Raw genomic sequence first — 17,316 nt, 5'->3', positions numbered from 1 at the left:
CTTCCCTCAGCCGAGCCAGGCGTCGTGCAGGTCGAACCGGTTGGAGGCGTCGAGTCCGAAGCCCTTCACCGTGTCGGCCACACCGTGGACCTGGGCACCCTCGTACAGCGGAACGGTGTCGGCGTGGTCGAGGATCCACTCGACCGCGTCGGTCACGGCGGTCTGGCGGGACTTCTCGTCGGTCGCCGAGACCTGCTTCTCCAGATAGGTGTCGAGCCTGCCGGCCGGCAGGTGCCAGAGGTTGTCGCCCTTGCTGTGGAAGATGTTGCGCAGGATGTCCGGGTCGGCGCGCGTCACACCGACGGCGGTCAGGTCGAACTGCCCCTTCTGCTGCTGTTCGACGTAGACGGGCGGTGCGACGGGCTTCAGCTTCACATCGACGCCGATCTTGCGGAGCTGCTGCTGCACCGCCTCGTCGGCGGGCGGCATCGGCGCGGGTATCAGCCAGGTGAGGGCGAGCGGTCTGCCGTTCTTCACCCGGATGCCGTCCTTGCCGGGCTTCCAGCCCGCGCTGTCCAGGAGGGCCCTGGCGCCCTCGGCGTCGTAGCGCAGCTTGTCCGAGAAGTCCTTGTAGTACGGGGTGACCGACGACAGCACGCTGGTGGCGGGCTTGTAGGAGGAGCTGAAGACGGAGTCCACGAGCCCCTGCCGGTCAATGCCCTTGAGCAGTGCCGCGCGGACCTTGTAGTCGGCGAGTATCCCCTTGTGGTTGAGGGAGAGCGGCGGCACGAGGCCGGGGCCCGGCGCCGACAGGATCCTGAATCCGTTGCCCTTGAACTGGGCCTCGTCGGTGGGCAGAAGGGCCTTGGCGATCTGGACCTGTCCGGAGGTGAGGGCGCCGGTGCGGGCCCCGCCCTCCGGGATGAAGGAGAACTTCACCTCGTCGAAGTGTGCCGCGCCCTTGTTCGTGGCGATGGAGGACGGCCAGGCGTAGTCCTTGCGCTTCTTCAGGACGACTTCCTGGTTGGTGGTGTAGTGGTCCAGGACGTACGGGCCGGAGCCGATGAACTTGCCGCGGCAGCGGTCGGCGGCCGATGCGGTGAATGTCGCGGGCGACAGGATGCCCAGGCCGACGGTCGATGTCGCCTGGAGGAACTGGGCGTTGGCCGTGTCGAACTTCACCGTGAGCCGGTGCGCGTCGGTGACGGTGGTGCCCTGGTAGCCGATCAGGTAGCCGGGGGCGCCGTTCGCCGGCAGTTTCACCAGGTTGTCGAAGGTGGTCTTCACCGCTGCCGCGTCGACGGGCTTGCCGTCGCTGAAGGTGGCGCCGTCGCGCAGTACGAAGGTGAAGGCGCTGCCGTCCGCGCTGGTGGTGAAGGACTTCGCCAGCCAGGGCACGATCCTGCCCGTCTTCGGGTCCTGGTAGGTGAGCCCGTCCACCACGGAGCGGGAGATGTCCACCGCGCTGACCTGGCCGGTCTGCTGCGGGTCCAGGCAGCTCGGGTCCGCCTCGCTGCCGACCAGCAGCGTGCCGCCGTCACGCGGTGTGCCGTCGCCCTTGCCGCCCACGCCGGTCCCCTCGTCCGAACAGGCCGCGACGGGCAGGACGACCGCGAGCAGTGCGATCGCGAGACGGAGCCGGGGACGCGAGCCGGTGGTTCTTGTGGACATCTGAGGCCTCTCTGGAATGTGCTGTGGTGCGGACGTGCGGGGGGCGGCGGAGGGGACGGAAGGTTGTGGCGCTCCACGGCCGGCGACGGGCGGTCAGCCCTTGGCGACCGCCTCGCGGACGGCGGGCACGATCTCCTCGGCCCAGCGCCCGAGGCCGATCTGTCCCGAGGGGTCGCCGGAGGCGAAGTACACGAATCCGGAAGCGCCGTGTTCGAGTACGGCCTCGGTCAGCTCGGTGATCCACTGGGCGACGGATCCGCCCAGCCACCGGCCGGACCGGTCGCGGGGGGCGGCGGCGGCCGAGTCGGTGATACGCGCGGGCAGGTTGAAGACGGTGGCGATGTCCGCGGGGTCGCGTCCGGCGGCGCGGGCGGCCTCGTCGATGAGGGGCCGCGACGACCGGTAGCGGTCGCTGTGCCAGTCCGCCGCGTTGCCGGGTATCCAGCCGTCGGCCGAACGTCCGGTGACGGCAAGGGACTTGGGCCCCACGGAACCCGTCCAGATCAGTGGCGCCGGGCCCGGCGCCGGGTCCAGCGCGGCGATCCGGGTGAACTCGCCGTCCAGGGTGACGGGCGCACCGCCGCCGGACAGCGCCTGGACCAGGCCGATCGCCTCCTCCAGGGCGCGTACGGCGGCGGCCGGGTCGAGCCGGGTGACGCCGAAGCGCGCGATGTCGTCCCAGTACCCGCCCGCGCCGAGACCGAGAACGACCCGGCCCCCGGTGAGAGCGGACAGCGTCGAGAGGGTACGGGCCAGCAGGGGCACCGGGCGGGTCGGCAGATTGGTGACGGTGGTGACGCCCGTGATGTTCCGGGTCCGGCCGAGAAGCAGCGCGAGCGTGCTGTAGGCCTCCAGCCGGTCGCCGTAGTACGGGTGGTCGGACAGGGCGAAGAAGTCGAGCCCCGTGCGGTCGGCGTACTCGACGCTGCGCACGACCTGCGGCGCGTCGGCGACCGCGACCCCCGGTCCGATTCCGAACCACAGTTTGTGGGTGAGCCGTTCTGGCATGGCTGGTGCCTACTCTTTCCTTGTGCTGGTTACGGGAGAGCCCGCCCGGCGCCGGCGGTGACGCGGATCCGACGGGTCCGGCGCCGGGCGGATGTCAGGCGCGTACGGCCTCGACGACGCTGCAGTGTCCGCCCGGCACGATGCGCGACAGCTTGAGGCCCGAGTCGGCCAGCAGGGTCTCGAACTCGGCGGCGGTGCGCTGTCGGCCGCCGGCCACCACCAGCATGTCGAGATCCATCAGGGAGACCGTGGGCGAGGGCCGGGGCCGGTCCGGCAGCACCGCCTCCACCAGCAGGACATGCCCGCCGTCGGTCAGCGCGTCCCGGGCGTTGACGAGGATGCGCCGCGACTGCTCGTCGTCCCAGTCATGGATGATGTTGGACAGGATCACGGCGTCGGCGCCGGCCGGTACGGAGTCGAAGAAGTCTCCGGGAACCAGCTCGGCCCGGTCGTCCACACCGGCGTCGCGCAGCGGCGCTCCCGCGCCCGCGATGACCTCGGGCCTGTCGTACAGGACGCCGCGGGTGCCGGGCGCCGATGCCAGTACGGCGGCCAGCAGTGCGCCGCGCCCGCCGCCCGCGTCCACGACGGTGCCGAACCGGCCGAAGTCATAGGCGGCGACGACAGGAGCGATGATCTGCCGGGACGCCTCGGTCATGGCCCGGTCGAAGACGCCGAGCACATCGGGGTGGTCATGGAAGTAGTCCCAGACGGGTTTGCCGAGCACTTCGGTGAACGCGGTGCGACCGGTGCGTACGGCGTCGGCGAGGCCGGCCCAGGCGTGGCGTTCGGCGGGCAGTCCGGTCCAGATGGCGAAGTTGCGCAGACTGCTCGGGCTGTCGGCGCGCAGGGTGCCGCCCAACTCGGTCAGCTCGAAGACCTTGCCGTCGTGTTCGGTGAACAGTCCGATGTCGGCGCTGGCCCGCAGCAGCCGGTGGAGACTGGGTGCGTGGGTGTCGGTGGCTTCGGCGATCTCGGCAACCGGGCGTGGCCCTTCGGCGAGGACGTCGGCGACGCCGAGTTCGGCCGTGGCGCTGACCGCCTGGGCGAGCCAGCCGGCGGTGATGATCTGCAACACCCGTACTGACAGGGGCAGTTCGGTGGAGCCTGAGGGCATGGCGGAGCTTCCTCCTCGGTACCGGGGTGGCCGGTGGGTTCGGACCGGGACGCACCGACAGGCCCGGATGAAGTCTGTTCCGGGTCGTTGGGCGGTTCAAGGCGCGCCGGTGTCAGGTCTTTGTGCGCTATGTCAGAGCTCTGCAGGTTCCGAGGTCAGTGGCCCGGGGCGCCCTGCGGGCCCTGCCCTTCGTGCCACACCAGGTCGAAGACGAAGCGGTTGATCCGCCAGCCGTCGGCGGTGCGGACGGCGTCGGCCTCGTAGTGGCCGCCGATGGTGAAGTGGGTGCCGGGTTCGGCGGCGGTACGTACGTGTACGGCGGTCAGGTGGGCCCGGATCGTGGCCCGGTCGCCGTCGAGGTCGACGGTGTGGTTGGAAGCGGTGTGATGGGTGCGTTCGAACGTGGTGCGGGCCAGTGCCTGGAACTCGGCGAGGCCCGCCGTCCCCTTGTACTCGCCCATGGGGAAGGTGAGGCGGACGTCGTCGGTGAAGACCGAGCCGAACCAGTCGTCCCGGTGCCGGTCCCGGTCGAGGTGGGTGACGTAGCGGTCGCCGAGGGCGGTGAGTTCGGCCCGGTCCCTGAGATCGCGGAGATCGGCCCGCAGCGCGGCCAGGGTCTCTTCGGTGGTGGTGACGGCACTCATGCCGGATCTGCCTTTCGGGTGGGGTGGTGGGGACGGCCGAGCCATCACACGTCCCCCGTCGGCGAGGCCGGCCGGGCGGGCGGCCCGAACCAGTGGTGCAGGGCGGCGCTCAGCCCTTCGCCCCCGGCAGCGGCCGACGCCCAGGCCGCGTGGCCGTCGGGGCGTACCAGCAGGGCGGCCAGACCTGCCAGTTCGTCGTCCCGGTCGTCGAGCGGCTTCGGGGTCGCCGTGGTGACGGTCACCCGGTCATGCCAGGGTGCGACGGCCGCCCGCACCGCCGGGTCGTCGGCGAGGTCGAGCAGCACACCGCGCGCGGGGCCCAGGAGCCGGGTGGTGCTGGTCTCCCCCTCGGGGCCGACCAGTACGCGGGGTGCGACGCGCCGGCCGAGCAGCGGATGGTCCCCGTCGAGGTCATAGCGGGCGTCCAGCCCGCTGACCAGGCCGGCCAGGTGGCGTTTGACGTCGTCGTACTCGATGAGTTCGGCGAACAGGGCACGCAGCGGGTCCGAGTCGCGGCCGCCGAGGAAGACCGTCCCCTGGGCGCGGGTGTTGGCCAGCAGCCTGGCGCCGACCGGGTGGCGCTCGTCGTGGTAGGTGTCCAGCAGTGTGCCGGGAGCGGTGCCACGGATCACGGCGGCGAGTTTCCAGCCGAGATTGACGGCGTCCAGGATGCCGGTGCTCATCCCCTGGCCGCCGGCCGGCAGATGGACATGGGCGGCGTCCCCGGCGAGCAGGACCCGGCCGCGCCGGTACGTGGACGCCTGGCGGGTGGCGTCGGTGAAGGAACTCACCCACTGGGTCCCGGCGTCGGCGATGTCCTCGCCGGTGAGCCGCAGCCACGCGTCCGCCACCTCCGCGAACGTCACGGGCGCCGCGTCCTCGCCGGGCGCCGCGCCGTCCGGGCAGACGATGATGCGGTCCACCCCTTCGCCCAGCGGGGCCGCCATCACCATGCCGTGCTCCAGGCGTTCGCCGAGGGGGCGGGGGCGCAGCGAGCGGCCCACCACATCGGCGAGGTACATCACGCGGGACGCGGGTGTGCCGGGGAAGTCGATTCCGGCCGCCGCACGCACCGGGCTGTGGCCGCCGTCGGCGCCCACGAGGTACGCGGCGCGCAGCCGTCGCGGGCCTTCGGGTGTCCGTACGGTGATCTCCACCGCGGAGTCGTCGGGCCCGGCCCCCCGGTGCGTCCGGGTGAACTCCCAGCCGCGGTGGATGACGGCGCCGAGACCGGCCGCCCAGGTCTCCAGGACCGACTCGGTCAGCGACTGCGGTATGCCACGGGCCCCGAAGTGGGCGCCCGGCAGCACGGTGTAGTCGAACCGGACTCCTCCGAAGTGGCCCACCGGGCTGATGTCCGGTGTCTCGCCCTGCCCGAACCGGGGCAGCAGACCGCGCTGGTCGAACGCCTCCATGGCGCGGGCCGTGAAGCCCAGGCCCCTGGACTGCCCGGTGGGTGCCGCCAGCCGTTCCACGACGGTGACGCGGGCTCCGCCCAGACGCAGTTCGCCGGCGAGTGTCAGCCCGGTCGGTCCCGCGCCGACGACGATGACGTCGGTGTCCCGGACGGGCTCTTCCTCGGGTGTCATTGCGGTCAGTCCTTCGCCGACCGGGAGTGGGTCACCCGGTAGGTGTTGGCCTGGCGGCCGGTGACCAGGGAACGCGCACGGTTCCTGCCGTTGCGGATGCCGGCGGGGCGCTTCTCCTCGGGCAGTGTGTGGAAGGCGTCGTAGAGTTCCTTGCTCTCCCACTGGGCGTAGTTGACGACGAAGGTGCCGTCCACACCGCGGAAGTAGGTGTGCGACCGGTAGCCGGGCACCGTCTTGATCCACTCGTCGGGCTCGGTGAGTGTGTCCAGCAGTTCCCGCTGGTCCTCGGGTTTCGTGTCCAGCACGATCAGTACGGTGTAGTCGTCACGCTGCGGCGAGATCTCGATGCCGCCGTCCAGCGAGGGGTGGTGCTGGGTGAAGGCGAGTTCGGTCTTCAACAGCCTTACCGTCCGGGCGAGTTTGTGGAAGAGCGGCACGGTCCTGCGCTGGAACTTCTGCCCTTCGTAACGCGCTTGGAGATCGGCGGCGCTGCGCCACTGGATGTAGTTGACGGTTCCCGGTTCGTCGACGCCCGCGTGCAGGGTCGAGGAGATCCAGCCGGGGTAGTCGGCGTTGTCGATGATGTCGCGCATCGCGTCCAGCACGTCCTCCTGGAGCGGCACGGTGTCCGTCTCGAAGAGGTTGAACACGGTCAGATGGCCGTCGTCGGGCGAGATCAGAGGCATGGCGGGGTTCCCTTCGGGTGCGGTCTGCGGGTACGTGTGCCGGGGCGGCCGGGGTCAGGCGCGGCCGAACCAGCGGGTGAGTGCCTCCGCCGGCCCCTCATGTGGCGGGGTGTCGGACGGGTCCGCCCATACGACGTGGCCGTCGGGCCTTACGAGCGTCCAGCCGGCGCCGTCCGTCCCGGGGTGCGACGGAACCGGCGTGGCGAAGGGGATGCCACGGCCGTCGGGAGCGGGGCCGAGGACGCGCCCGGGGTCCGGGCCGGGGTCCGGGCCGGGGCCGAGCAGCAGGCCCCGGCCGGATCGCAGCACCTCCGTACTGGTCGCCCCGCCCGACGCGGACGCCGCCAGAGGTGTCTGCGGCAGCCGGGCCCCGACGAGCGGGTGCGACGGGCCCCCGACGTCGTAGCGGATGTCGAGTCCGCTGATCGTCGCGGCGAGATGGGCACGTACGTCTTCGTGGCCGATCAGTTCGGTGATCAGGGCGCGCAGCGGCTCCACCTCGGGGCCGCCGAGCAGCAGCATGGCCTGCGCCTCGATCGCCGAGAGCACGCGTCGGCCGATCGCGTGCCGTTCGGTGTGGTAGCTGTCGAGCAGTTCGAGGTGGGCGCGGCCGGTGACCTCGGCGGCCAGTTTCCACCCCAGGTTGAAGGCGTCCTGAAGGCCCAGATTGAGCGCCTGGCCTCCGATGGGCAGCTGCCGGTGCGCCGCGTCCCCTGCGAACAGGACGCGACCGTGCCGGTAGTGCGCGAGCTGACGCGCCGCGTCGCCGAACGCGTTCGCCCACAGCGGGGTGCCGCCGCCGATGTCCTCGCCGGTGACCCGCTTCCACGCCCGTGAGATCTCGCCGAAGGTGAGCGCGCCGGTACGGTGCGGCGGCCGGGCGCCGTGCTCGTGGACCATGATCCGGGTCACCCCGTCGGCCCGCCGGGCCGCGATGGCCAGGCCGTCCGGCCGCCGTTCGAACCGCCGGTCGGGCACTTCGATTCCCTCGACGTCGGCCCGCAGCAGTTCGCGACGCGCTCCGTGGCCGGGGAAGTCCGCGCCGATGAGGTCGCGGACGGTGCTGTCCTCGCCGTCGCAGGCGACGAGGTGAGTACCTCGCACCAGGACCGGACCGTCGTCGCCGGACGCCTCGGCCTCGACGTGCTCTCCCGTGTCGGTGACCGCCCGTACCTCGTGGCCACGCCGGATCTCGGCGCCCAGCCCGGCCGCCCACCGCCCCAGCAGCCGTTCGGTGTCGGACTGCGGCACCTTCCACTGGCCCGGGAAGCTGCTGGGCAGTGTCAGGTCGAGCGGAATTCCGGCGAAGTGTCCACGCGGGTCGTTCGGCGGGACGGGAGTCCCGTCCAGCAGCCCCCGGCTGTCGAGGATTTCCATGGTGCGGGCGTGCAGGGTCGACGCACGCGACTCGGTGGTGGGCGCCGCACGCCGTTCCAGTACGACGACATGCGCGCCGCCGAGGCGCAGTTCCCCGGCGAGCAGCAGCCCGACCGGTCCCGCGCCCACGACGATGACCTGGGTGTCCAGGCGGTCGCCCGGCACGTCAGCCCCGCCCTGCGGCGAGGCCCTCGGCGTACGCCCTGGCGTGGCCGAGGGTGGCCACGCTGTTGGTGGACAGGGCGGTGTGCACGTACTTCCGGGCGTCGTCCGCGGTGGCCTCGGGCCCGAGGACGGCGGCGATGTTGCCGGTGTCGAGGGTGACCGTGTGCTGGGAGGAGGCGACGGCCCCGTCCTCGGTCTCCTCGAAGGTCCAGATTCCGGTGTGCAGGGTCAGCAGCGCCGGCAGGGTGACCTGTTTGTAGGCGATGCGGTGATGGGGGAACGTCACGCGGTACGACTTGGTGGTGTGCGTGGATCCGTCCTTGGCCCGGGTGTCCATCTCCAGTGTCTGGAGGCCGGGGTTGTCCTCGGTGAGGCGTACGGAGGCCACGTGCGGCAGCCGCTCGGCCCATCGGCCGGCCTCGTTGACGAAGTCGAAGAGGTCCTTCGCCCCGCCGGCCACGGTCACGCTGTCGGTGAAGGAGAACGTCAGGTCCTCGGCGGCGTGCGCGGCTTCCACGTTGGTGCGCAGCGCGGCCAGTTCCGATCGGCTGTTGCGGTCCACCACGTCGTCGATCCAGGCGAGACCGGCCGGGTCGTCGTCGACGGCACGGTAGTCGTGCAGCAGCCGCACCCGGGAATCCCGTTCGCCGAGCGGTTCGATGATCCAGGCCCCGCTCATCGCGGCGACCGGCGGGGCGCTGGTCTCCTGCCGGAAGGTGATGCGCAGACCGTCCGGGTCCAGTGTGCGGCGCGAGGTCCAGTTCTTCGCCTCGTCGCCCGCCGTGGCCCAGATCCGGATGCGTTCCTCGTCGCCGCTGCGTTCGACCTGGTCGACGTGGATGGTGGGCGGGAAGATCCTGGGCCAGTTCACCACTTCGGCCAGTAGACGATAGACGGCCGGCGCGGGCGCGCCGACGGTGATCTCGTGCTCGACCTCACGGGTCGTCATGGTCGCTTCTCCTCGATGAGTTCGGTGGCGATCGGAGCTGAGGGCCGGGTGAACGGGATCCGGGTGAGGGGGATCCGGGTGAGTGGGGTCCGGCTCAGAAGTTGCCGAGGCCGCCGCAGACGTTCAGCGCCTGTGCCGTGATGGAGGCGGCGGTGTCCGAGGCGAGATAGCCGACCAGGCCCGCGACTTCGTCGGGCGTCGAGTACCTGCCGAGCGGGATCTTCGCCTGGAACTTCTCCAGGATCGCGTCCTCGGTGGTGTCGAACGCGGCGGCGTATCCCTGCCGGACCCGCTGTGCCATCGGTGTCTCGACATACCCGGGGCAGACCGCGTTGACGGTGATCCCGGTGGGGGCCAGTTCGTTGCCGAGGGCCTTGGTGAAGCCGACCACGCCGTGCTTGGACGCGGAGTAGGGGGCTCCGAGCACCACGCCCTGTTTGCCCGCCGTGGAGGCGATGTTGATGATGCGGCCCCGGTCCTTTTCGCGCAGGCCGCCGGAGGTGAGGACTTCGCGGGTGAGCCGGAACACGCTGGTGAGGTTGGTCTCGATGACGTCCTCCCACAGCTCGTCGGGGATCTCGGCGGTGACGCCGCCGCCCGAACGGCCCGCGTTGTTGACGAGTACGTCGATCGCGCCGAACCGGTCGACGGCGGCGCGGACGAATGCCCGTACCGCTCCGGCGTCCCGGACGTCGACGACCGAGCCGGACACATCGAGCCCCTCGGAGGTGAGTTCCTTGACGGTGGCTTCGACGTTCTGCGCGTCGCGGGCTCCGATGAACACACGGTGCCCCTGGGAGCCGAGCAGCCGGGCGACGGCCAGGCCGATTCCGCTGGTGGCCCCGGTGACAAGAGCGACGCGGCCGGCCCCGGCCGTGGTGGTTTCGGTCATGGTGGTCCTCTCAGGCGGTTCGGGAGACGGTCAGCAGTTCGTTGACGATGCCGATGAGGGCGCGCGGTGTGACGGCGTTGGTCAGCACGTCGTCGTCGAGGTCGATGCCGTACGCACGCTCGATGCGTCCACCGGTCTCCAGCAGGGCCAGCGACTCGTAGCCGAGTGCTTCGAACTCGGTGTCCAGCACGTCTCCGTCGAAATCGATGCCCTCCTCGACGCCTGCGGCCTCCAGGAGGATCTGCTTGAGGTCGGCGAGGGTGAAAAGCTCGGCAGACAAGGGAAAGTCCTTCCGGTGGGGTGATCAGTGGCGGGGGCCGGACGACGCGGGGGCGCGCAGTACGACGGCGGAGTTGAAGCCTCCGTGACCGCGGGCCAGTACCAGCGCGGTACGCAGCACGGCGTTGCGCGACCGTTCCACCACGAGGTCGAGGTCGTAATCGGGTGAGAGCCGGACGTTGACCGCTGCGGGAATCACACCGTCGCGCAGAGCGAGCAGCGCGGTCGCCAGGTCGAGCGGTGCGGCGCCCGAGTAGAGCCTGCCGGTCATCGTCTTGGGCACACTGACCGGGACGCCACGCGGCCCGAACACCGCGACGAGGGCGTCGGCCTCGGCGCGGTCCAGCTCCGGGTCGGCGGCCGCGTCGGCGAACACGACGTCGATGTCGGACGGGTCCACCGCCGCGTCGGCCAGGGCCAGTTCGACGGCCTTGCGCAGTGCCGGCGGGCGCCCGCTGCCGGGTCTCGGGTCGAAGGTGGCACCGTAACCGGCGACCTCTCCGTAACTGCGCGCGCCTCGTTCCCCGGCCGCTTCGGCGTCCTCCAGGATCAGGATCGCGCCGCCTTCGCCCGGCACATGGCCCTGGGCGTCACGGTCGAAGGGGAGGTAGGCGCGGCCCGGTTCCTCGCTGGTGCTGAGGCGTCCGCTCGCCAGCTGTGCGACCCAGCCCCACGGGCACAGGGAGGCGTCGACGCCTCCCGAGACGATCAGCCGGGAGCCCTTGCGGATCTGCCGACGGGCCTGGGCGACCGCGTCGAGCCCGCCCGCCTGATCGCTGACGATCACCCCGCTGGGTCCCTTCATGCCGTTACGGATGGAGATCTGGCCGCTGTTGACGGCGTAGAACCAGGCGAACGACTGGTACGCGGAGACGTACTGGCTGCCCTGGCTCCACAGATTGCGCAGTTCGTTCTGACCGAACTCGAAGCCGCCGGACGCGCTGGCCGTGACGACACCCATGTCGAACCCGGCGAGCTCGTCGGGGCGTACGCCCGCGTCGGCGAGTGCCCAGTCGGCTGCGGCGAGGGCGATCCTGGTCATTCGGTCGGTCTGCGGGATGAGCCGGCTCGGCAGATGCTCCTCGGCGTTGAACCCGGATATCTCACCGGCCAGCTTGGCCGGATAGCCCGACGGGTCGAAGCGGGTGAGCCGGCCGATGCCGCTCGCGCCGCCACGGGTGGCTTCCCAGTGGTCCCGCGCCCCGAGCCCGTTCGGGGAAGCGACGCCCAGCCCGGTCACCACGACGGAGGTACGCGTGCTCACGCCAGCCTCCTTTCCGGGCCTGCCAGCACCATCGCGCTCTGGAATCCGCCGAAACCACTGCCCACGGTGAGCACCACGTCCGTCAGCTGGTCGCGTGCGTCGAGCGGCACGTAGTCGAGATCGCACTCGGGGTCGGGCGTGTGGAGGTTGGCCGTCGGAGGCACCACGTCGTACTCCATGGCCAGCACCGAGGCGGCGATCTCGATGGAGCCGATGGCGCCCAGGGAGTGGCCCACCATGGACTTGATCGAGCTGACCGGCGTCCGGTAGGCGTGCGCGCCCAGGCTCCGCTTGAACGCGGCGGTCTCGTGACGGTCGTTCTGTTTGGTGCCCGAACCGTGCGCGTTGATGTAGTCGATGGCCTCGCCGGGCAGCCGCGCCTCGTCGAGGGCGACCCGGATGGCCTCGGCCATCTCCGCGCCGTCCGGGCGCAGTCCGGTCATGTGGTAGGCGTTGGAACGGGTCGCGTATCCGGCGATCTCGGCGTAGATGTGCGCCCCGCGCCTGCGGGCGCTGTCCAGTTCTTCCAGGACGAACACCGCTGCGCCCTCGCCCAGCACGAACCCGTTGCGCGTTCCGTCGAAGGGGCGTGAGGCCTGGGCCGGGTCGTCGTGGCGTGGTGTGGTGGCCTTGATGGCGTCGAAGCAGGCCATGGTGATCGGGGAGATCGGTGCGTCCGACGACCCGGCGACCATGACGTCGGCCGAGCCCTCGCGGATCAGTTCGGCCGCGTAGCCGACCGAGTCGATTCCGGAGGTGCAGCCGGTGGAGATCACGGTGCTGGGGCCTTCGGCACCGACCGCCCAGGCGACCTCGGCGGCGAAGGAACTGGGTACGAGATGGTTGTAGAGGTGCGGCGCCGCGTAGCGATGGTCGACCAGGTCGAGTCGGCCGCCGTCGCTGACGACGCGGTACTCCTCGTCGAGGCCCATCGTGGCGCCCACCGCGCTGCCGACGGTGACGCCGGTCCGGTACGGGTCGAGATCGCCGAACTCGACACCGCTGTCGGCGACCGCACCGCGCGCCGCGACCACGGCGAACTGGGCGGCGCGGTCCATCCGGCGGATCTCCTGCGGGGTCAGGCCGTGCTCGTACGGGTCGAAGTCGATCTCGGCGGCGACGCGCGAGCGGAACGGCGTGGGGTCGAAGAAGGTGATGCCACGGGTCGCCGTACGGCCCTCGCTCAGCAGGTTCCAGAAGTTCTTGGCACCGACGCCACCGGGGGCGAGGACTTCCAGGCCGGTGATGACGACGCGGCGGGCACTCACGCGGACGCCTCCCAGGAGTAGAAGCGGGACGCCATCGCGTCGGCCGGGGAGCGCCAGGTCGCGGGGTCGTACGCCTCGATGAACGGCTTCAGGTCGTTGCTGATGCCGATGAACCTGGGGTCGCTCCTGGCCGCGTCGATCAGCGCGCCGCCGTTGTCCTCGTCGAAGTCCTGGAGGTGGAAGTACAGGCCTTGGTAGGAGAAGAGCTGGCGCCGCCGTGTGCCCATCCGGTGCGGCATATCGGTGGCGTCGAAGTCGGCGAACAGCCGGGCCACATCCGTGCTCGCGCCTGGTTCCAGTCTCGCGACGATCAAGGTGCTGTGCATGCGTTCCCACTCCTCATTTATGTAATGTGCATGACATTTCGCAACTCATGCCGTAACCCATGCCGCAACCCGTACCGCGACTCACGCCGCGACCCGTGTCGCGCCCTGGAATGCCCCGAGTGAACACACCGACCCGCGACTCCAAGGTTCATCGGCCTCGGAGCCGGCGATCAAGACAGGCCGCTGCAGAGCTTCGTCAGGCTTTCTCCGGGACCCCACGGCAATGTCAGACCGGAGCCGGACAACGACAGAAGCGCGCATGAATTTGACTGATTGCGGTCGCTTGAGTCAGGCGAGCTACGTGAACGGCCGCACCGACGACGTCCTGGTGCAGCATGGAGCCGCCTGTCCCGGCCCCCCAGCGCCCCCGCGTCCTTCGACTGCAGGAATTCCGACTGTAGGAAGCGAGTTGCGGATGTCCCACACCCCTGAGTCCCCCGCCGCCGACGTCCCCGGGACAGCCCCCGGCCCCCACCCTGTCGTCGTGGCCGGAGCAGGCCCCACCGGGCTGCTGCTCGCCGGAGACCTCGCGGCAGCCGGCGTGGACGTCGTGGTGGTCGAGAAACGCCCGGCGGGCATCAGCAATCTGACCCGCGCCTTCGGCGTGCACGCCAGAACCCTCGAACTCCTCGACGCCCGCGGCCTCGCCGATGAACTCGTCGCCACCGGCCAGGTCGTCAGCGAGCTGAGACTCTTCGGATCCATTCCGTTCGACATCGGCGCGCTGCAGTCCCGCTTCCCCTTCCTCCTGGTCACTCCGCAGTACGAGGTGGAGAGGCTGCTGCTGCGCAGGGCGTTGGAGAACGGCGCCGTCATCCGCTACGGGACCGAGGTCCTCGGCCTGACGCAGGACGACACGGGTGTCACCGTTTCGGTGCGCACCGCGCAGCACGACACAACCCTGCGAGCCCGCTATCTGGTCGGCGCGGACGGCACGCGGAGCGCGGTGCGCGAGGCGCTCGGGCTGCCCTTCCCCGGCAAGGTGGTCATCCGGTCGGTGGCCCTCGCCGATGTGAAGTTCACCGAGGCGCCGCCCCTCGTGGTCCGGGTGCACGGCACGGGTGACGCCTTCGGCTTCATCGCCCCCTTCGGCGACGGCTACTGGCGGGTCGGCGGCTGGGACCGGGCCCACCGGGGCGAACCCGACGACGCCCCCGTCGAGTTCGAGGAGCTGCGCGCCATCATCGAGCGGGCCTTCGGCTCCGACTTCGGGATGCACGACCCGCGCTGGCTCTCCCGCTTCCACAGCGACGAGCGCCAGGTGCCCGACTACCGGGTGGGCCGCGTGCTGCTGGCCGGCGACTCCGCCCACCAGCACTCTCCGGCCGGCGGCCAGGGAATGAACACCGGTCTCCAGGACGCCGTCAACCTCGGCTGGAAGCTGGCGGCCGTGCTCGGTGGGTGGGCCTCCGACGCGCTGCTGGACACCTACCACAGCGAGCGCCACCCGGTCGGCAGCGCGGTGCTGCGCAGCAGTGGCCTCAACCTGCGGCTGGCCATGGCACACAATCCGCTGGAGGTGGCCCTGCGCACGGTACGGAAGCTGGTGGTCACCCATGTGCGGCCGGTGACACGGCAGGCGGTCGGAGAGGTGACCGGGATCGGCTATTCCTACCCGGCGGGGCGCGGGGCGCACGCGCTGGTGGGGAAGCGGGCGCCGGATCTGGCGCTGGACCGCGGCCGGCTCTACGAGGTGCTGCGGGAGGGACGGTTCGTCCTCGTCCTGCCGGCGGCCGGGAAGTCCGCCGAGCCGCGTGAGCCCGCCGGGCCCGGCGCCGCCGAGCAGCGGAAGCGGCTGATCCTCACCCATCGCGCGGACGACGGCGACACCACCGCGCGCGAGGCGGTCCTGGTGCGGCCCGACGGCTACTACGCCTGGGCCGGAGCGGCGGACACGACCGCGATCGAGGCGGGCATCACCCCCTGGGTGGGATGACCGGCGCCTTCGGAAAGCCCTGGCGCCCTCGGCGTCCTCGGTGTCCCTGGCGTCCTCGGTGTCCTCGGCTACGCGAGCGGACTCGGAGCAGTCACGACGGACGGACTGCTCCGGGGCCGTTCGGGCGCGCGACGTCGCGCTCTCAACGCGGCGGCAGCGGGGAAAGGGTGGGGAGGTGGGCGAGGAAGCCGCCGTCCACGGAGAGCACCTGCCCGGTGATGAAGGAGGCGGCAGGGGAGGCGAGAAAGGCCACCAGCTGGCTCACGTCGTCCGGTGTGCCCAGCCGCGGAATGAGGTTCGCGCTCCGGAACATCTCCTGCACCGGTACGGGCATGTCCGCCTCCAGAGCCGGAGTGCGCACCAGCCCGGGGGCGACTGCGTTGCAACGTATGCCGTCCGCACCGTACGCGGCGGCCACGAAACGGGTCAGCGCGACCAGCCCGCCCTTGGAACTGCCGTAGGCGACCATCACCCGGTCCCCTGACAAACCCTGGCCACTGGTGATGTTGATGATCGACCCGCCGCCGCGCTCGATCATCACCGGCACGGTGTGCTTGCACAGCAGCATGGGGCCGCGCAGGTTCACGGCGAGTACTTGGTCCCACAGCTCGACGGACATCGACACCACGTCCCGGTCCTGCCGGATCGCGGAGGTCAGCGCCGCGTTGTTGTCCAGTACGTCGATGCCGCCGAAGGTGTCCACGGTGAAGTCCACCAGGCTTTTGACACTGTCCTCCGAGGTGATGTCGACGCCGCGCCCGACCACCGAAAGACCCTTGGCGGCCAGCTCCGACGCCGCTGCCCGAGCCGGCTCTTCGGCGACGTCCGCGAGTACGACATCCGCACCCGCGGTCGCCAGCGCCTCCACAGTGGCGACACCGATCCCTCCCGCACCGCCGGTGACCACAGCCACTTTGCCGGCGAGGGACTGCGTTCCGTTGGCCATCGGTCATCGACCTCTCGTTCGGGACGGGGCGTTGCCCCCGATCCTGGCGGATGTGCGTGAAGACGGTGCTGCGGAATCGTGTCGTGATCAGCTGAACCGTGCTGCTCATGAACAGAGCCGGCGTGGCGTCGGCCGGCCCCGGTCGATCAGGCCGAGGTGCCGAACAGCTCGGCGAACCGCCCGAGCAGCAGATCGTCGCCCTTGTAGCGGGCCGTCTCCGCCGCCCCCAGCACCACCGGGCCGTCGGGGCCAGGCACCTGCGAGGCGCCGCCGGTCGAGCCCAGCGGCACCAGTACCGCGTCCTCGCCCGGCCGGTACGTCTGCTCCGCGGGCCGGCCGGCGGCCAGCGCCCTGATGTTGGCCGCGACCACGGCCGCGTGCTCGGACGCGGCCTTGGACCGCTTCGGCTCGGGAACGGCCGTGACGTCTCCGACGGCGAAGACGTTGGACGCGCCGGCCACCCGCAGATACTCGTCCACCTCCACATGCCCGTCAGGGCGACGGGCGGCGGCGATTTCACCGTGCAGCATGTCGCTGAGCGGCACCACGCCGTAGCAGCGGAACCACAGATCCGCGTCGATCCGTACGCCTGCCGCCGTGGTGACCGAGAACGGCTGGTGCGTGCCCGGCGGCACCGACGGTGGTGCCGTCAGCGCGCTGCCCAGCTCCAGCCGTACGCCACGCGCGGTCAGTTGCTCGCGCAGCGAGCGGCGCAGCTCGGGCAGATAGCGGCCGCCGAGCACATCGTCGGCGGGATCGACCAGCACGACCTCGGTGTCCGGCCACTGTTCGGTTATCTCCCCGGCCAGCTCCAGCCCCACGGGGCCGGCCCCGAGCAGCAACACGCGCGAGGCTGCGGCGAGTTCGGCCCGGGTTGCGGCGTGCCGGGTCTGCGAGTCGGCACTGCCCTCGGTGTCGGGCTTGGCCGGGTAGGGGTACGAGGAACCGGTGGCGAGGACCACGTAGTCCGCGTCGACCCGGGTGCCGCCGGCGGTGGTGACACTGCCCGCGTCCACCTTCACGGCGCGGTCGCGCAGGTGGCGGCCACGGGTGAACAGGCCCTCGTAGCCGAAGTAGATCCGTTGTGCCCAGTCCGCGTCGACCAGCCCGCGCAGGGCCGCCACCGCGTGCACGAAGGCGTCCCTGGGGTCGATCAGTACGATGTCGAAGTCCGGGTCGAGCTGACGGGCCAGAGCGGCCCCTCCGTATCCGCCGCCGACGATCGCGACCGTGCTGCCCATACGTTGTGCTCCTTGTTC

The 17,316-nt window shown here is 71.0% G+C and carries 16 protein-coding genes; 1 reads left to right on the top strand and 15 read right to left on the bottom strand.

Annotated elements, in window-relative coordinates:
• Nucleotides 1-6: 6 nt before the first annotated feature.
• From EES42_RS42825 to EES42_RS42765, 13 genes are all read right to left on the bottom strand, one after another.
• Nucleotides 7-1,611 (bottom strand): ABC transporter substrate-binding protein, encoded by a 1,605-nt coding sequence (locus EES42_RS42825; RefSeq protein ID WP_124723619.1) that lies wholly within the window; start codon nt 1,609-1,611, stop codon nt 7-9.
• Nucleotides 1,612-1,704: 93 nt separating this feature from the next.
• Nucleotides 1,705-2,619 carry an LLM class flavin-dependent oxidoreductase gene (locus tag EES42_RS42820; RefSeq protein WP_124723618.1) on the bottom strand — a complete coding sequence of 305 codons (915 nt, stop codon included), beginning with the start codon at nt 2,617-2,619 and terminating at the stop codon, nt 1,705-1,707.
• A 94-nt stretch (nt 2,620-2,713) separates the two neighbouring features.
• On the bottom strand, nt 2,714-3,736 hold the full coding sequence (locus EES42_RS42815; RefSeq protein WP_124723617.1) for a methyltransferase: 1,023 nt from the start codon (nt 3,734-3,736) through the stop codon (nt 2,714-2,716).
• 155 nt (nt 3,737-3,891) lie between these two features.
• Nucleotides 3,892-4,380: a nuclear transport factor 2 family protein gene (locus EES42_RS42810; protein WP_124723616.1), complete on the bottom strand. Its 489-nt coding sequence runs from the start codon at nt 4,378-4,380 to the stop codon at nt 3,892-3,894.
• 44 nt (nt 4,381-4,424) lie between these two features.
• On the bottom strand, nt 4,425-5,969 hold the full coding sequence (locus tag EES42_RS42805; protein ID WP_124723615.1) for an FAD-dependent monooxygenase: 1,545 nt from the start codon (nt 5,967-5,969) through the stop codon (nt 4,425-4,427).
• A 5-nt stretch (nt 5,970-5,974) separates the two neighbouring features.
• On the bottom strand, nt 5,975-6,655 hold the full coding sequence (locus EES42_RS42800) for an antibiotic biosynthesis monooxygenase family protein (RefSeq protein ID WP_124723614.1): 681 nt from the start codon (nt 6,653-6,655) through the stop codon (nt 5,975-5,977).
• A gap of 54 nt (nt 6,656-6,709) precedes the next feature.
• Nucleotides 6,710-8,197 (bottom strand): FAD-dependent monooxygenase, encoded by a 1,488-nt coding sequence (locus tag EES42_RS42795; RefSeq protein WP_323187750.1) that lies wholly within the window; start codon nt 8,195-8,197, stop codon nt 6,710-6,712.
• 1 nt (nt 8,198) lies between these two features.
• A complete protein-coding gene (locus EES42_RS42790; protein ID WP_124723613.1) occupies nt 8,199-9,146 on the bottom strand; it encodes an aromatase/cyclase in 948 nt (315 codons plus the stop codon).
• A gap of 94 nt (nt 9,147-9,240) precedes the next feature.
• Complete coding sequence (gene fabG / locus EES42_RS42785; protein WP_124723612.1) at nt 9,241-10,038, bottom strand: 3-oxoacyl-ACP reductase FabG; 798 nt, start codon at nt 10,036-10,038, stop codon at nt 9,241-9,243.
• A gap of 10 nt (nt 10,039-10,048) precedes the next feature.
• Nucleotides 10,049-10,318 (bottom strand): acyl carrier protein, encoded by a 270-nt coding sequence (locus EES42_RS42780; protein ID WP_124723611.1) that lies wholly within the window; start codon nt 10,316-10,318, stop codon nt 10,049-10,051.
• Between the two features lie 24 nt (nt 10,319-10,342).
• Nucleotides 10,343-11,581, bottom strand: a complete 1,239-nt coding sequence (locus tag EES42_RS42775) for a ketosynthase chain-length factor (RefSeq protein ID WP_124723610.1) — start codon at nt 11,579-11,581, stop codon at nt 10,343-10,345.
• Nucleotides 11,578-12,849: a beta-ketoacyl-[acyl-carrier-protein] synthase family protein gene (locus EES42_RS42770; RefSeq protein WP_124723609.1), complete on the bottom strand. Its 1,272-nt coding sequence runs from the start codon at nt 12,847-12,849 to the stop codon at nt 11,578-11,580. Before EES42_RS42770 ends, EES42_RS42775 begins: the two co-directional genes overlap by 4 nt.
• Nucleotides 12,846-13,175, bottom strand: a complete 330-nt coding sequence (locus EES42_RS42765; RefSeq protein ID WP_124723608.1) for a TcmI family type II polyketide cyclase — start codon at nt 13,173-13,175, stop codon at nt 12,846-12,848. Before EES42_RS42765 ends, EES42_RS42770 begins: the two co-directional genes overlap by 4 nt.
• 415 nt (nt 13,176-13,590) lie before the next feature.
• On the opposite strand from EES42_RS42765, the gene EES42_RS42760 reads away from it, so the two are divergent.
• The gene (locus EES42_RS42760; protein WP_124723607.1) at nt 13,591-15,111 is read left to right on the top strand and encodes an FAD-dependent oxidoreductase; all 1,521 of its coding nucleotides are present in this window, start codon (nt 13,591-13,593) and stop codon (nt 15,109-15,111) included.
• A 142-nt stretch (nt 15,112-15,253) separates the two neighbouring features.
• Here EES42_RS42760 and EES42_RS42755 read toward each other — a convergent pair whose 3' ends face one another.
• Together EES42_RS42755 and EES42_RS42750 are read right to left on the bottom strand one after the other, a co-directional pair.
• Nucleotides 15,254-16,057 (bottom strand): SDR family NAD(P)-dependent oxidoreductase, encoded by an 804-nt coding sequence (locus tag EES42_RS42755; RefSeq protein ID WP_124723606.1) that lies wholly within the window; start codon nt 16,055-16,057, stop codon nt 15,254-15,256.
• 146 nt (nt 16,058-16,203) lie between these two features.
• Nucleotides 16,204-17,298: an NAD(P)/FAD-dependent oxidoreductase gene (locus tag EES42_RS42750; RefSeq protein WP_124723605.1), complete on the bottom strand. Its 1,095-nt coding sequence runs from the start codon at nt 17,296-17,298 to the stop codon at nt 16,204-16,206.
• Nucleotides 17,299-17,316: the final 18 nt, after the last annotated feature.

The organism is Streptomyces sp. ADI95-17 (genome assembly GCF_003846175.1).
Taxonomy (GTDB): domain Bacteria; phylum Actinomycetota; class Actinomycetes; order Streptomycetales; family Streptomycetaceae; genus Streptomyces; species Streptomyces sanglieri.
This window is presented reverse-complemented; position numbering and strand designations above follow the sequence as displayed.

Bases quoted from the DNA above. Each gene is read 5' to 3' on its own strand.
- EES42_RS42825 (WP_124723619.1), bottom strand. From the start codon at position 1,611: ATGTCCACAAGAACCACCGGCTCGCGTCCCCGGCTCCGTCTCGCGATC.
- EES42_RS42820 (WP_124723618.1), bottom strand. From the start codon at position 2,619: ATGCCAGAACGGCTCACCCACAAACTGTGGTTCGGAATCGGACCGGGG.
- EES42_RS42815 (WP_124723617.1), bottom strand. From the start codon at position 3,736: ATGCCCTCAGGCTCCACCGAACTGCCCCTGTCAGTACGGGTGTTGCAG.
- EES42_RS42810 (WP_124723616.1), bottom strand. From the start codon at position 4,380: ATGAGTGCCGTCACCACCACCGAAGAGACCCTGGCCGCGCTGCGGGCC.
- EES42_RS42805 (WP_124723615.1), bottom strand. From the start codon at position 5,969: ATGACACCCGAGGAAGAGCCCGTCCGGGACACCGACGTCATCGTCGTC.
- EES42_RS42800 (WP_124723614.1), bottom strand. From the start codon at position 6,655: ATGCCTCTGATCTCGCCCGACGACGGCCATCTGACCGTGTTCAACCTC.
- EES42_RS42790 (WP_124723613.1), bottom strand. From the start codon at position 9,146: ATGACGACCCGTGAGGTCGAGCACGAGATCACCGTCGGCGCGCCCGCG.
- fabG (WP_124723612.1), bottom strand. From the start codon at position 10,038: ATGACCGAAACCACCACGGCCGGGGCCGGCCGCGTCGCTCTTGTCACC.
- EES42_RS42765 (WP_124723608.1), bottom strand. From the start codon at position 13,175: ATGCACAGCACCTTGATCGTCGCGAGACTGGAACCAGGCGCGAGCACG.
- EES42_RS42760 (WP_124723607.1), top strand. From the start codon at position 13,591: ATGTCCCACACCCCTGAGTCCCCCGCCGCCGACGTCCCCGGGACAGCC.
- EES42_RS42755 (WP_124723606.1), bottom strand. From the start codon at position 16,057: ATGGCCAACGGAACGCAGTCCCTCGCCGGCAAAGTGGCTGTGGTCACC.
- EES42_RS42750 (WP_124723605.1), bottom strand. From the start codon at position 17,298: ATGGGCAGCACGGTCGCGATCGTCGGCGGCGGATACGGAGGGGCCGCT.